Here is a 12,927-nt window from a genome sequence, read left to right as displayed (position 1 = left end):
AATGGCCGCGGTACTATAACGCATTCAATAACTGTTGAAATTTAGGATGCTGTTGCAGCAGTTTGCCGCCGGCTTCAATCAACTGCTGTTTTTGTTCTTCGGTCAGGTTGAATCCGGTTGGAATGGCGTTAAAAAATTGACGCTCTTGTTCATCTGCCAGCTGTTTGAAGTTCAACTCGATAAAGTACGGCGTAACCTGTTTTTCCTGCGTTGACAGACTGGTGCTCCATGAAGCCATTGCCCGTTCGAAGAGTTCCAGAGTGGTCGCATTATAGCGGTGAATCTGAATGTCGGTCATGGCATTCAGACTGGTTTCAATTGATGGTGTAGCTCGGCTTCTGGCCAGGTCGAGGGACGATTGGGTTGACGCATTGACGACAATCACAACCAGTTTGTCCGATGGTGTCCGCTTTAAGCGTTTGTTCATAGCCAGCGGTCCGCCGGAAAGTTCCATAAAGTCGTAAATAGCACGAAGTCCCAGATTGTCAGTAATCCCGCCGTCAACCAAATGCAGATAGCGGTGTTTTTCTTTTTCATTCAGATAGGTGAGCAGGCCTTGACGCGTTTCTTCTAGCTGCAGACTGTTAAGCGGCGATTCTTTGATCAGAAGATTGTCCGGCGAGCAGCCGCTGAAATTTTCCACGACCACCGGATTGAACAGAACCGGTACCGAAGAGGATGCGGTGACCGCACGCGAAATCGGGTAGCTGGCCAGATCGGAACAGAGTAAGTCAAAATATTCCTGTACGAAACTGAAGCGTACGCCATTGCTCAAATCGGATGCGTTGATCATTAATAGCGGCGCATTTGGCCGTTTTCCCAAGTCGGCGAAAGTTGCTCCCTTAAAAACCGATTGCTCATACAGGTCGGCGGCAATATCGGTACGTCCGAGATTGGAAAACCATTGTGACGGGTACAGCAGTTCGGTAATCAGGTTTTCCTGAATGTTCTGGTTGAGAAAATCGTTTTCAAAATGTGCGAAAGTCCGCTCGCCGTGCAGGGCGTAATAAGCCGCGGTAAAACTGCCGCCCGAAACTGCGCTGATGACATCCACCTCCGAAAGCAGGCTGGTATTCTCTGATGGCGTCAACGGTGTTTGACGTAACGCTTTAAGAACGCCGTAGGATAAAGCCGCAGCGCGCGATCCGCCTCCGGAAAAGCTCAGCACCAAAGTGATTTTTCCGGGCGGTCTGCGATGAATCTGCGAGGCAAGACCGTAACCGTCACTTGTGGCGGACGGTGTGATTTTTTTGTTACTGATGACACTGTGAGTAGTGCAGCCGCTTAAGAGCAGCATCCAGATAATGCCAATTGCCAGTAGAGGCGGTTTCATAATGCACGGTTTCATAATGCTTTATCCGGTCCTTGTATAACACGTGTGCTGGCTCTGATTATAGAAGAGTTATCCGCATTTGCGTACTCGCCGGCAAGTTTTTCGATTCGGTATGACTCATCAGTTCAAATATAGCGCTGAAAAGAATCGATAAGTGCATAAAGAGGTGCAATATGTCAATATAGATAGATAGTGGCATGAGGGGGGATAAAGATGGGATTCGATTTTTCACTCGTTTTGGTTTTTGTGTTTGTGGCGATGGTTGCGATTATTATGTTTTTGACAAAAAATAAATAAAGAGCAGCTAAGCGTTGTTAATGTGTCCAGATCACCGTTGCAGAGTACTTCGATAAGCAACCATTAAGATTATATGAAACGCGGTACTGTCGCGTTTGCGTCATGGTCTGCGGTATGGTAGCGTGGTGCCTTTAAATTTTATTGTCAGGCGGTAGTGCCTGTTTAGATTATAGAAATCTGTGAATTTATCCTGCTTGAGGGCGCGGTTGATTTTAAGGTTTCGCAACAAAAGGATTTTTCGTATGCGATTATTTTCCGGCAAATTGCTTTTCGCACTGTTTTTAGCGAGCGCGTCAATGACTTCTCAAGCTCAACCGCCGATGGCACAGCAAGGTCAGATGCAAATTTCTGAAGAGCAGAAAAATCTGATGGTACAGATGCGACAGGCGCAAATGGCTTTGCAGCAGAGCCAGCAGAAGTTACAGGTTATGCAGTCTGAGGTGATTGACGGATCTGTTGAATTGCAGAAACAGCGTGATGCCTTACGCGCCAAAGTGACTCAGAAAATGAATGTCTACGGCTATGATTCCGATGCCGAATTGAAAGCTTTGGGTGATATTATCCAGAAGTATCAGACCAGCGGCGAAAAGCCCAGTCAGGAAGTGATTATGGATTTCCAGAAACGTCAGAGAGTTTTCCAGCAGAAGCAGATGCAGGTTCTACAGGACAAAGAAGTGCAGTCCATGGCTCAGAAGTTTGAGGATTCTGTTATGCAGGCTGTTGAGCAGAAAAATCCCGACAGCGCTGGTTTAATTAAAACGATTCAGCAGCAGAGTGATCAGGTAAGACAATTGCAGCAGCAGTTCCAGGCGGCAATGGCTGGTAAATAGACCGTTATCAGTTTGCCAAAAAAGAAAACCCGCGCTTTGCATAGTGCGGGTTTTTTATTGGACGTTGTAAAACCAGAGAAGGTAATGGTTATGCTTCGACCTGTTCAAGAGCCTGTTCAATATCGGCAATAATGTCGTCGATATGTTCGATTCCGATCGAGAGTCGGATCAGGTCTTCTGACACGCCCGCTTTTTCCAGTTCTTCGGCATTCAGCTGACGATGGGTCGTTGTCGCCGGATGACAGGCCAGTGACTTCGCATCGCCGATATTGACCAGTCGCAGAATCATCTGCAGGGCATCGATAAATTGTCCGCCGGCGTCGCGTCCGCCTTTGACACCGAAACTCAGGATTCCGGACGAGCGTCCGCCGGTGATTTTATGACAGAGAGCATGATATTTATCGTCTTCCAGGGCGGCGTAGTTAACCCAGGAAACTTTCGGATGATTTTTCAGGTACCGAGCCACTTGCACAGCGTTGTCGCAATGTCTGTCCATGCGCAGTCCCAGTGTTTCCAGCCCTTGCATAATCAGGAAGGCACTGTGTGCCGCCAGAGCGCCTCCAGTGTTGCGTAGAGGAATAACCCGGCAACGGGCGATAAAAGCCGCCTGACCGATATCTTTGGTATAACTGACGCCGTGATAAGAAGGGTCCGGTTCGTTTAACATCGGGAAACGCTCGGCATGTGCTGCCCAGTCAAAGTTTCCTGAGTCGATAATCGCTCCGCCCAGAGTCGTTCCGTGACCGCCGATGTATTTGGTCAGCGAGTGGATGACAATATCCGCACCGAGTTCGAACGGACGGCACAGATATGGGGTGGCAACGGTATTGTCGACCATCAGTGGAATGCCGTGTTTATGCGCGATTTCGGCGAGTTTCTCGATATTGACGATGTTGCCGGCCGGGTTTCCGATGGATTCGCAAAAGATCGCCTTGGTGTCTTTGTCGATCGCCGCTTCGAATGCGGCAAAGTCGTCGGCTTTAACCATGCGCACTTCAATTCCCTGACGGGGAAAGGTATGGGCAAACAGATTATAGGTTCCGCCGTAGAGCTGACTGGTACTGACGATGTTGTCTCCGGCCTGAGCAATGGCTTGAATCGCGTAGGTGATTGCTGTCATACCGGAAGCGACTGCCAAGGCTGCGATACCACCTTCCATTGCGGCAACGCGTTCTTCTAAAACCGCATTGGTCGGGTTCATTATCCGCGAGTAGATATTTCCTGGGATTTTAAGATCGAAAAGATCCGCGCCGTACTGGGTATTGTCAAAGGTGTAGGATGTCGTCTGGTAGATCGGTACCGCTGCGGATCGGGTCGGTGGTTCCGATGTATAACCGGCGTGGAGAGCAATCGAGTCTAGTTTCATGCAAAGTCCTTAATGCGTGTATGTAAAACGGTCGGGTTTCGATTAAAGAAATTCATCTTAAACAATCTAAACCCTGATGAAGATAAAAAAATTTCATCTTTGAATGAAGAATCCTGAATCAGGCGCTAAGCCCATCTTCAGGGTTGGCGGTTCTCGAGAAAAGCCATTTTGATTCCGGTATAGATTAAAGCGCTACCGGCGGTTTTATTGACCAGATTGATGGCCCAGGCTTTAAGTTGCTGGCGGGCAAGGTGCGCGCCCAGGTATGCGTATAGGCTATATACCAAGATGTCAGCCAGAAAGCAGGTGAGGCCCATAATCAGAATTTGTGTTAAAAGCGGTTCCGTCGGATCAATAAATTGTGGCAAGAGCGCGGAAAAATACATCAGCGCTTTAGGGTTCGCCAGCTGAACGACCAGTCCGTGACTGTACAGCTTTGTCGGGCGAACATCGGTTTTTCCGCCTTCGAAGCGGATCGCCGAGCCTTTACTGAAAAAGACACTCAGCCCCAAATAGAGCAGGAACAGCACGCCGAGCCATTTAATAATTGCAAACAGGGTACTGGAGGCAATAATCAGCGTAGCAATCCCTGTTGCGGACAGTGCAAAAAAAATGACGTCCGCCGAGGCGATACCGAGAACCCCGATAAACGCTTTTTTTGACTGTAATGACGCCCCTTGTGCCGAGGCGACCATCGCCGACGGCCCAGGAACCATAATCAGCAGAAGGGTGGTAACCAAAAAGATCGAATAGAGTTCAATGTTCATTGCAAAGAGGCTGCTCCAAAGGTTGAATAGATCGACGTCGGCGTTGATCGCGCACTATTTTTTAAGGGACTCTTCAATACGCTTGCGCTCCTCGATCCAGGATTTCTGGTCGAAATCGACGTTCATGCAGTCGTAGCAATGTTCCTTGAAAATTCCGATTTTAGCCAGCAGCCAGTGAACTTTGCAGCCCAGACAGAAGCCGAATATGGCTTCAAGCCACATCAATATGAAACACAGTCCGACCAGTAGAGGGATAAAGTCCGGCATATAGTTGCTATCGGTCGGCAAAATCGTCTCAGAGAAGAGCGCGTTTATCATTCGCGCCAGAGTATCCGGATTAAAGAATACCAGACAAGAAATAACCAGGGTAGCACCGATGATCCAGGCAAAGCGCTTAGGCTTGAGCGGTTCCCATTTCGGGCGGACATTGCGTGTCAGAAAGGTCGCGAGATGAATCGTCGGCGACAGATAAGCGGTTTTGACAAACATCCCACTGATCATTTCAAACAGTCCGTACAGTAAAACCAGACTGGGAATCGTATAATCGAATACGGTTTTAAAGGCCTGGACATTAAAGATAACGCGCCAGTCTTGAGTCATTTCAAAGGTTTCTTCAACAAACGTATTCGGTACAACCGTCCAGGTTGGTGCCAAGACCGTGGTAAACAGAACGATGACCATATAGATCGGCAATAGCAGCAGCAGTCCGGCTCTGAGTTGAACGGCGTGTTTATTGATAAAAAGTATCTCTTCAGATTTGTCTCTGAACCAAAGGTTTTTGAAATGGTATCTCACGATGCGAAACTCCGTTGACTGATATTTTTTGTATTGTTATTGCTTTGTAGTTATAAGCATTTGCTTATATGTGAAAATGTTCAAAAATGTAATGCTAACTACTGTTAGTTAGGATAAGTGAAAATAACCAAGCGTCAAGAGTGCTGAAACTAAAAAATTTTCAGGGGCTATAGAAATAAATGATTGTGATCAAAGGAGAGGGGATCGTTGATCGCAGTTGCCCGCCACGAAGTATGGAACGCACTGAGCGAAAGTCGTAAATTCGGTTACAAAAGATTGGGCGTTGCTGCAGTATGTTGGCAGACGTCTGCAAAAGTCCGTCTGCCGCTATTGTGGTAATGAAGGTTTAGGCTAAGCCGAAGGCACCGATGACTTTATCGGTCTTTTGCTTCGTCAAATCTTTGGATAGAAATTTGCAGATTTTTTCTTTGGTTTGGCTGCTTAATTTGTCCGAAACTTTTGTGTGAATCGGGGCGGATGCGGCAAGATAGAGTTTACCTTTATGATTACTGGCAAATTCATTGATAAACTCGCCGAGATGGTCGATCGAGCGGTTTTTTATTTCTATATCGCTTTTATTTTCGTAAGAACTCCCGACATCGCTAACGGAGTTGGAAAAGTCTCCGGCTTTATCTGTATAGATTTGGGAGATTTTGGCTAGGCTCTCAAAGTTTTCTTCTAGTTGGTATGTCTGCAGAGAAATACTGCTTTGCGTACTTTTATTGATTGAAAAAACTTTCATGTTCCCTAAATCAACCAATATTGCATAACCAATTGTACTCATAGATATCCACCTCGATAATAACTAACGCGTCTGTTTGCGCAATCGACAAACTTAGATGAGACGTTAACTTTATAAACAACAGCCGGATTTACTGGCGCTTAGACCACGGCTTCGGTAAATCCGAGTTTCAGGATCAGTCGCGCCTGCTATAGATTAAGGATTTTACAAATACGTTTTTTAGCGCAGCTGATTTTTCAGTTTATCGTGTAAACAGTGCCGAATTCAAAAAAAAATCATTTAAAAATCAAATATTTCACGTTTTCTTTTTTTCGAATAACTTCTCGAATGATTTATATTGAGTATGAATTAATCTACTTTTTTGTGTGTATTTAGTGGGTTTGCTGTTTGGTGAGAAAATAGCGTAAACCCGGCTGTAAAGAAGGGGGGGAGTTTACTTGCCGGTTTGTAAAACCATCTGTTGCAGATGCAGACTCAGGCGCGCAAGGTGATGACTGACTCTTTGCATCCAGCGAATCGCCTCCAGTGAATCCCAGCACTGATCGGCATTAATTTCGCCTTGTCCCATGCGCTCGACCATTTCGTGGCGGTAGGTTTCCGCATCCTGATTCATGAAGCGGCTCAATGCTTCCGTCAATACAACGTTCTGTTGCCATTCTTTGCGCGCAAGCGCGTACTGGAAATTTTGGATATCTTCGGCCATGCGTTGCGCGGATTGATGCAGGGTTGGAAATTGTTTGCTTGCTTCGGCGCGGTCGGACTCTTCCTCGCAACGTTCGTGTAGACGCTGCAGATGATCGAGAATATGAATCATCTCGACCAAGCGCTGCCATTGATGGTGATCGCTGTGGCTAAGGTGGATTTCGTCCAGATAATATTGCGTCTGATCCAGGTTCTGCTGCAGTTGTTGAAGCTTGGACGGATCCCGTTTCGATGTGGGATCACTAACAATCAGCTTAAGTTCATCAATCAGTTCTTCGCTCAGCATTAACAGGCTCTGTTGCACGGCATTCAGCGCAAGATCCGGAGAGTTAAGCAGTTGTGGGTCGAAGGTATCGATATAGATATTATCTTGCGGAAACATGCGAATAATCAGACGTGCAAATTGTTTGGTGAAAGGTAGGATCAGTATGACGCCGAGCAGATTGAACAGAGTATGAAAGCCGACGACGGCGATTTCCGCATTTTCGTATAACGCGTCAGGCGAAAACCATTCCCATAGTGACACATAAGGGATGATTAAAAAGAGCGCGAGTACGGCGGTTAAAAGATTGTAAACAACATGCGACAGGCCGGTTCGTTTGGCGCCGGTTGTGCCGCCGATAACCGCTACTAGAGATTTGACAGTGGTGCCGATATCCATCCCGATAACCAGAGCGATTGCCTGTTCGAAAGCAAGCAGTCCGCTGAAGAGGGCCGTCAGAGTTAAAGCTACACCGGCACTGGAGGATTGCGTGATGGCGGTAAAGAGCAAACCGATCAGCAACAGTTGCAGAATTCCGCTGAGATTGTTTGCCGGTAAATTGCTGAAATCGACAAATTCCACCAGCCCGGACATCGCATGCTGCATGGTATCGATGCCGATAAAAAGCAGGGCGAAACCGGCAATCGCCATGCCGGCATGTTTCAGTTTATGCGAACCGAACAGATACAGTAAGGTTCCGCCGAGGAGGATCAGCGAGGCGATAGAGGCTATGGAAAACTTAAAGCCGAGCAGTGCGACCATCCAGCCGGTAATGGTTGTGCCGATATTGGCACCGAAAATAATTCCCAGAGAATTACTGAAACTCATCAATCCGGCGCCGACAAAGCCGATAGCCGCCAGAGTCGTCGCGCTTGAAGATTGGACAATGGCGGTACTGATCGCACCGGTTATGGCACCGGTTGTTGGCGTCCGGGTAAATCGCAACAGGGCAGAACGGATTTTATCGCCGGCCAGCTTTTTCAGGCTGTCGGTCATAATGACCATACCCAGAAGGAATATTCCCAGGCCGCCCCCGGCTAGCAATAAGTTGTGCGCTTCCTGTATCACGGCTCGGTATTCCCGCTGGTTGAATCGTATCCATCATTATAAGCCTGCCGGAACAAACCCGGCAAACCCTAAGACTGCTCGCCTATTCGCGCCCGAGTTGCCGCTACTGATAAGGGTTTGCCTGTTAATTATTCGTGCGATCTGCTAAAGTCTGACCATTGCTATTTAATGGATTGAATAACGATGACAAAAGATGATTTTAGCGCCGCTTTGAGCGAAATGCTGCAGATGCAAAACGAACTGAATAATGCCACCAACGGGGATCACTGGCGTTCAGGTAAGACTCAATTGGGAAAAACGATCGACTGGCGTCGCTGTATCGTGATGGAAACCGCCGAGTTGATCGACAGTTATCCATGGAAACACTGGAAGAGTGTCGATGCTGTGACTGATATCGAAAACGTCCGGATCGAGTTGGTTGATATCTGGCATTTTCTCCTGAGTCTGGCACTTGAGAACTTCGACTCGGCGCAGGCGCAAGCGTGCATTTTACAGGCTTTGCAAAGCGACCAGCCGACGGATGTGCCCGAAGATGTGATTGAACAGGTTCGCGTCCATGAGCAGATGATGGCCGTGGCACTGGACTCTTCGGCGGTCTCTGAAGCTTATCTTGAAACGCTGTCGGTCTGTTTTTTCCGCTCTTGCCACACGGCCGGTTTAGATTTTGCCCACTTATATCAGATCTATATGGCCAAGAATGTTCTCAACCAGTTTCGTCAGGATCACGGTTATAAAGAGGGAACCTATCGTAAACAGTGGGACGGTAGAGAAGACAATGTGGTGATGTTCGAAATCATCGAAGAAATGTCCAGCTTCTCGGGTGAGACGCTGTACCAGTCTCTCAAGATTGCCTACAGCAGATTGGATTAAGGTTTATGCACACTATCAAAGCGGTCATTTTCGATATGGACGGTCTGATTGTGGATTCGGAACCTTATTGGAAACAGGCTGAAAAGCAGGTTTTCACTTCTTTGGGGTGCGAGGTGACCGACGAAGATCAGCAGCATACCGCGTGCCTGACAACGCGTGCCGTAACCGATTACTGGTATGCGAAATCACCTTGGTCGGTTTTGTCTAAGCAACAGGCGGAAAACGCTGTTGTTGAGGAAGTTAATGAGTTGCTCCGTAAGCAGTGTCAGGCTAAACCGGGCTTTTTCGACGCTTTGGACGTTTGTCAGACTGCCGGTGCAAAAGTCGGACTGGCGTCGAACGCACCGCTACGACTTTGTCACACGGTTGTTTCATCATTGGCTTGTCAGGACGTTTTTGAGTGCGTTTTGTCAGCGGAAATGGTTTCGGCCGGTAAGCCGCACCCGCATATCTATCACCGGGCACTCGAGACTTTACAAGTCGCGGGTTCACATGCCTTGGCTCTGGAAGATTCGCCAACTGGAGCGATGGCCGCCAAGGCGGCCGGTATGAGAGTGATCGGCGTGCCATCCGAACCTCGATATCATCGGCCTATGCAGGGATTGGCCGATAAGGTTCTGCACTCGCTGGATCAATTCAATCTGGAGCATTTGCAGTAGCGAAAAGCTTTTGTACGGTTTTTGATGGGTCGAAACCTGGAGTTCGTTTTCCTAGTTTGTGCATTTCCTGCCCAGAGTGTCATCTCTTTTGCTTGAGTACACTCAGACGGCGTCTTTTTGTTTGCACGGACTTTCGGCGTAGAATGACAAGACGCTTTCCATCGCTGACAGGTGAGGTTGTTATGTTCATTATGCGTTCTCTGATTTTATGCGGACTGATGTTTTCTCTTGCAGTACAGGCGGATAGTCGGACAGAGGAATCCCCTTTTGCAATTAAAACAATGGTCGAAAATCTCGGGGTTGTCTGGGCGATGGAAGCCATCGATCAAGAGACCTTTATCTTTACCGTGCGCTCCGGGAAAGCGGGATTGCTTGACCTCAATACGGGGAAGGTAAGCTGGTTATCCGGGGTGCCTGAGGTGCATGCGCAGAGCCAGGGGGGACTGCTGGATGTTGCCGTGCCGCCGGACTATGTACCAGGCGACTGGATTTACTTTACCTACAGCAAGCCGGGGCTGTTACAGGCTAAAACGACTCTGGCCAGAGCCCGGCTTGAAAGCTACTCTTTGACTGATTGGCAGGATTTACTGGTCAGCGACTCGGCCAGTTTACGAAATATTCATTTCGGGAGTCGAATCGCTTTTGACGGGAAAGGACATCTGTTCTTTTCCATCGGCGACCGCGGTATGCGATCTCCGGCTCAGGATCTGAGTAATCATATGGGATCCATTCTGCGTCTTAGAATGGACGGCTCGACTCCGGAAGATAACCCGTTTGTCACTCGCCGGGGGGCGTTGAATGAAATCTGGAGCTATGGACATCGCAATCCGCAAGGACTGTATTACGACCGTAACAGCGACAGGCTTTGGGAAATTGAGCACGGGCCTCGTGGTGGAGATGAAATCAACCTGATTGAAAAAGGTCGCAACTATGGCTGGCCGGAAGTTTCACAGGGAAAAGAGTACTTCGCGGATATTGATGTCGGCGTCAAGTATAAAGCCGGTATGCAGGAACCGCTGAAAGTGTATATTCCGTCGATTGCGCCAAGTGACTTGATCGTTTATTCGGGATTGGAATTTCCGCAATGGAACGGCGATCTGTTAACCGGGGCGTTAAAATTAAGACATCTCAATCATATCGTTCTCGACAGTCACGGCAGTCCACTGCACGAGAATCGCTATCTGCAAGAGTTGAATCAGCGCATTCGCAGCCTGGCGCTTGATGGTAGCGGGCGGATTTATATCGGTACCGATTCAGGGACGATTTATCGCTTAACCAATAATAAAAGAGAGAATAAATGAAGCAGATTTGGGTCGATGCCGATGCGTGTCCGGTGGTGATTAAAGAGATTCTTTTCAAGGCAGCGCAAAGAACGCACACGTCGGTGACACTTGTGGCTAACCACTTTATGCGTGTACCCAGTTCCAAGTACATTCATCTGCGTCAGGTTCCCAGTGGATTTGATGTTGCCGATAATTGGATCGTTCAGCATTGTGAAGCTCAGGATCTGGTGGTGACCGCGGATATCCCGCTGGCATCGGAAGTGATTGCCAAAGGCGCTTTGGCTCTGAATCCGCGCGGAGAACTTTATACCGAAAGCAATATCCGCGCGCGTCTTAATATGCGTGATTTTATGGAGTCGTTGCGTTCCAGCGGTATTCAGACCGGAGGCCCGGCCGCTTTAAATCAGCAGGACCGTCAGGCTTTTGCCAATCAGTTGGATCGCTGGCTGGTCAAGTAGATATTGTGTCGAAGAATGCAGTTTGACGACGTTTTATCCAGGCACTTTTCTCTCTTAACCCGCTTTTATTAGGTTGCCTAACCCGGCATAGTCGCCACCCAAACGTGACAGTGGGTCTAATTCCAGAGGATCGATACGTTGTTGTGCATCCAGTATCTTGTCGTCAATATGCATTGCGATAACTTCACCGTAAATGACCGCCTGCGGTGCCTTGCCAATTTCATCGACCCGGTGGAGTTTGCAGTACAGTGCAATAGGACACTCGGCAAGCCGTGGAAGTTGCGAACCGGAAAACGGCGTGGTTGACAGACCGAGCGTTTCAACTTCGGATTCGCCGTGACGCGTGATGGCTGCGGATTGATGTACCGCATCGGCTTGCTGGCTGGTCGGGATGTGAATCACAAATTCGTTGTTTTCGAGAATATTACGGGCAGTGTCTTTAGGCTGACCTTTTTCTTCATCGTCGGTTTTCTTACCGGCAGAGAAAAGTACCAGCGGCGGATTACTGCAGATTGCGGTAAAGAAAGAATAGGGGGCTAGATTATAGCTCTCGCGATCGCCGTTTTGAGTCAGCACCCAGGCAATCGGACGGGGAATAATTGCCTGAGTCATCGCGTGGTAGCGTTCTGTAGGCGTGAGTTGGGAAAAATCCAAGTGCATTTGCTTAACCTCCATGTTTATATTGTGCCGTATCGGGTTTCAGAGTCGTGCTGTTATGAATTTAGACTTGAAACACTTGTCTCTGGTTTACCTGAAAACAAAAAAGCGGGAAAAGTATCCCGCTTTGATCGAAAGTTTGGATAAGGTCTGTTAGGAGACGATTTCCAACAATTCCACATCAAAAATCAATGCCGAATAAGGTGGGATTTTACCGCCGGAACCTTGTGGCCCATAGGCCAGGTCGTGCGGGATATAAAGACGCCATTTGGAACCTGTCGGCATTTTTTGAAGCGCTTCAGTCCAACCTGCGATAACACGGTTGACGGGGAATTGCGCCGGTTGACCGCGTTCCACCGAACTGTCAAAAACCGTTCCATCGATCAGAGTACCGTGGTAGTGAGTGGACACAACAGATTCTGCTGATGGCTTTTCTCCGTCTCCTTCAACTAGAATTTCATATTGCAGACCCGACTCGGTCACGATAATACCGTCTTTCTGGGCATTTTCTTCAAGGAACGCTTCGCCTGCCGCCATGGCTTGTTTCGCCAGACTGGCCTGTTTAGCCTGCATCATTTCGTTGATTTCCTGAAATGCTTTGGCAAAACCGTCGTTGTCGATCGGACTCGGCTTACGCTCTAGGGCATCCAAAAGACCTTCGGCGACAGCTTGAGGGTTCATGCCGTCAAAAGGATCGCCAGCCAGTTGGTCGCCCATTTGACGTCCAAGACCATAGCTGACAATATCCGGTGAAGTCGTGTATTTTTCAGACATTTACGTCATCCTTATTTGATCTCAATAAAGCTGCAAATCATAGCACACAATCGTGCATGACCGA

14 protein-coding genes are annotated in these 12,927 nt (G+C 48.2%); 6 read left to right on the top strand and 8 right to left on the bottom strand.

What is annotated here, in order from left to right; translation table 11 throughout:
- Nucleotides 1–13: 13 nt before the first annotated feature.
- A complete protein-coding gene (locus HQN79_RS06955; RefSeq protein ID WP_173285219.1) occupies nt 14–1,333 on the bottom strand; it encodes a patatin-like phospholipase family protein in 1,320 nt (439 codons plus the stop codon).
- Between the two features lie 539 nt (nt 1,334–1,872).
- Between HQN79_RS06955 and HQN79_RS06950 the strand changes: the two genes are divergently transcribed.
- Nucleotides 1,873–2,460: a hypothetical protein gene (locus HQN79_RS06950; RefSeq protein ID WP_173285218.1), complete on the top strand. Its 588-nt coding sequence runs from the start codon at nt 1,873–1,875 to the stop codon at nt 2,458–2,460.
- Between the two features lie 88 nt (nt 2,461–2,548).
- Here HQN79_RS06950 and HQN79_RS06945 read toward each other — a convergent pair whose 3' ends face one another.
- From HQN79_RS06945 to HQN79_RS06935, 3 genes are all read right to left on the bottom strand, one after another.
- Nucleotides 2,549–3,826 carry an O-acetylhomoserine aminocarboxypropyltransferase/cysteine synthase family protein gene (locus HQN79_RS06945; protein ID WP_173285217.1) on the bottom strand — a complete coding sequence of 426 codons (1,278 nt, stop codon included), beginning with the start codon at nt 3,824–3,826 and terminating at the stop codon, nt 2,549–2,551.
- 137 nt (nt 3,827–3,963) lie between these two features.
- The gene (locus tag HQN79_RS06940) at nt 3,964–4,593 is read right to left on the bottom strand and encodes a LysE family translocator (RefSeq protein WP_173285216.1); all 630 of its coding nucleotides are present in this window, start codon (nt 4,591–4,593) and stop codon (nt 3,964–3,966) included.
- A gap of 54 nt (nt 4,594–4,647) precedes the next feature.
- A complete protein-coding gene (locus tag HQN79_RS06935; protein WP_238843329.1) occupies nt 4,648–5,388 on the bottom strand; it encodes a DUF4395 domain-containing protein in 741 nt (246 codons plus the stop codon).
- 207 nt (nt 5,389–5,595) lie between these two features.
- Between HQN79_RS06935 and HQN79_RS12125 the strand changes: the two genes are divergently transcribed.
- Nucleotides 5,596–5,727: a hypothetical protein gene (locus HQN79_RS12125; RefSeq protein WP_275284658.1), complete on the top strand. Its 132-nt coding sequence runs from the start codon at nt 5,596–5,598 to the stop codon at nt 5,725–5,727.
- Nucleotides 5,728–5,734: 7 nt separating this feature from the next.
- Here HQN79_RS12125 and HQN79_RS06930 read toward each other — a convergent pair whose 3' ends face one another.
- Nucleotides 5,735–6,172: a host attachment protein gene (locus HQN79_RS06930; protein WP_173285215.1), complete on the bottom strand. Its 438-nt coding sequence runs from the start codon at nt 6,170–6,172 to the stop codon at nt 5,735–5,737.
- A 391-nt stretch (nt 6,173–6,563) separates the two neighbouring features.
- Nucleotides 6,564–8,162, bottom strand: a complete 1,599-nt coding sequence (locus HQN79_RS06925; RefSeq protein ID WP_173285214.1) for a Na/Pi cotransporter family protein — start codon at nt 8,160–8,162, stop codon at nt 6,564–6,566.
- Nucleotides 8,163–8,345: 183 nt separating this feature from the next.
- Here HQN79_RS06925 and HQN79_RS06920 point away from each other — a divergent pair, with 183 nt between their 5' ends.
- The 4 genes from HQN79_RS06920 to HQN79_RS06905 all read left to right on the top strand — a co-directional run bounded on the left by HQN79_RS06920 (nt 8,346) and on the right by HQN79_RS06905 (nt 11,432).
- Nucleotides 8,346–9,032 (top strand): dUTP diphosphatase, encoded by a 687-nt coding sequence (locus tag HQN79_RS06920; protein WP_202984486.1) that lies wholly within the window; start codon nt 8,346–8,348, stop codon nt 9,030–9,032.
- A 5-nt stretch (nt 9,033–9,037) separates the two neighbouring features.
- On the top strand, nt 9,038–9,691 hold the full coding sequence (hxpB, locus tag HQN79_RS06915; protein ID WP_173285213.1) for a hexitol phosphatase HxpB: 654 nt from the start codon (nt 9,038–9,040) through the stop codon (nt 9,689–9,691).
- 143 nt (nt 9,692–9,834) lie between these two features.
- The gene (locus HQN79_RS06910; protein WP_238843328.1) at nt 9,835–10,992 is read left to right on the top strand and encodes a PQQ-dependent sugar dehydrogenase; all 1,158 of its coding nucleotides are present in this window, start codon (nt 9,835–9,837) and stop codon (nt 10,990–10,992) included.
- Nucleotides 10,989–11,432, top strand: coding sequence for a YaiI/YqxD family protein (locus HQN79_RS06905; protein WP_173285212.1), 444 nt, complete (start codon nt 10,989–10,991; stop codon nt 11,430–11,432). The genes HQN79_RS06910 and HQN79_RS06905 overlap by 4 nt, the downstream gene beginning before the upstream one ends.
- 54 nt (nt 11,433–11,486) lie before the next feature.
- On the opposite strand, the gene HQN79_RS06900 is transcribed toward HQN79_RS06905, so the two are convergent.
- Both HQN79_RS06900 and HQN79_RS06895 read right to left on the bottom strand, forming a co-directional pair.
- On the bottom strand, nt 11,487–12,092 hold the full coding sequence (locus HQN79_RS06900) for a flavin reductase family protein (RefSeq protein WP_173285211.1): 606 nt from the start codon (nt 12,090–12,092) through the stop codon (nt 11,487–11,489).
- 150 nt (nt 12,093–12,242) lie between these two features.
- Nucleotides 12,243–12,863: a BamJ family beta-barrel-assembly machinery protein gene (locus HQN79_RS06895; protein WP_173285210.1), complete on the bottom strand. Its 621-nt coding sequence runs from the start codon at nt 12,861–12,863 to the stop codon at nt 12,243–12,245.
- Nucleotides 12,864–12,927: the final 64 nt, after the last annotated feature.

The organism is Thiomicrorhabdus xiamenensis (genome assembly GCF_013282625.1).
Classification (GTDB): Bacteria; Pseudomonadota; Gammaproteobacteria; order Thiomicrospirales; family Thiomicrospiraceae; genus Thiomicrorhabdus; species Thiomicrorhabdus xiamenensis.
This window is presented reverse-complemented; position numbering and strand designations above follow the sequence as displayed.

Excerpts from the sequence above, each read along its gene's own strand:
- HQN79_RS06955 (WP_173285219.1), bottom strand. The coding sequence starts at position 1,333 with ATGAAACCGCCTCTACTGGCAATTGGCATTATCTGGATGCTGCTCTTA.
- HQN79_RS06950 (WP_173285218.1), top strand. The coding sequence starts at position 1,873 with ATGCGATTATTTTCCGGCAAATTGCTTTTCGCACTGTTTTTAGCGAGC.
- HQN79_RS06945 (WP_173285217.1), bottom strand. The coding sequence starts at position 3,826 with ATGAAACTAGACTCGATTGCTCTCCACGCCGGTTATACATCGGAACCA.
- HQN79_RS06940 (WP_173285216.1), bottom strand. The coding sequence starts at position 4,593 with ATGAACATTGAACTCTATTCGATCTTTTTGGTTACCACCCTTCTGCTG.
- HQN79_RS06930 (WP_173285215.1), bottom strand. The coding sequence starts at position 6,172 with ATGAGTACAATTGGTTATGCAATATTGGTTGATTTAGGGAACATGAAA.
- HQN79_RS06920 (WP_202984486.1), top strand. The coding sequence starts at position 8,346 with ATGACAAAAGATGATTTTAGCGCCGCTTTGAGCGAAATGCTGCAGATG.
- hxpB (WP_173285213.1), top strand. The coding sequence starts at position 9,038 with ATGCACACTATCAAAGCGGTCATTTTCGATATGGACGGTCTGATTGTG.
- HQN79_RS06910 (WP_238843328.1), top strand. The coding sequence starts at position 9,835 with ATGACAAGACGCTTTCCATCGCTGACAGGTGAGGTTGTTATGTTCATT.
- HQN79_RS06905 (WP_173285212.1), top strand. The coding sequence starts at position 10,989 with ATGAAGCAGATTTGGGTCGATGCCGATGCGTGTCCGGTGGTGATTAAA.
- HQN79_RS06900 (WP_173285211.1), bottom strand. The coding sequence starts at position 12,092 with ATGCACTTGGATTTTTCCCAACTCACGCCTACAGAACGCTACCACGCG.
- HQN79_RS06895 (WP_173285210.1), bottom strand. The coding sequence starts at position 12,863 with ATGTCTGAAAAATACACGACTTCACCGGATATTGTCAGCTATGGTCTT.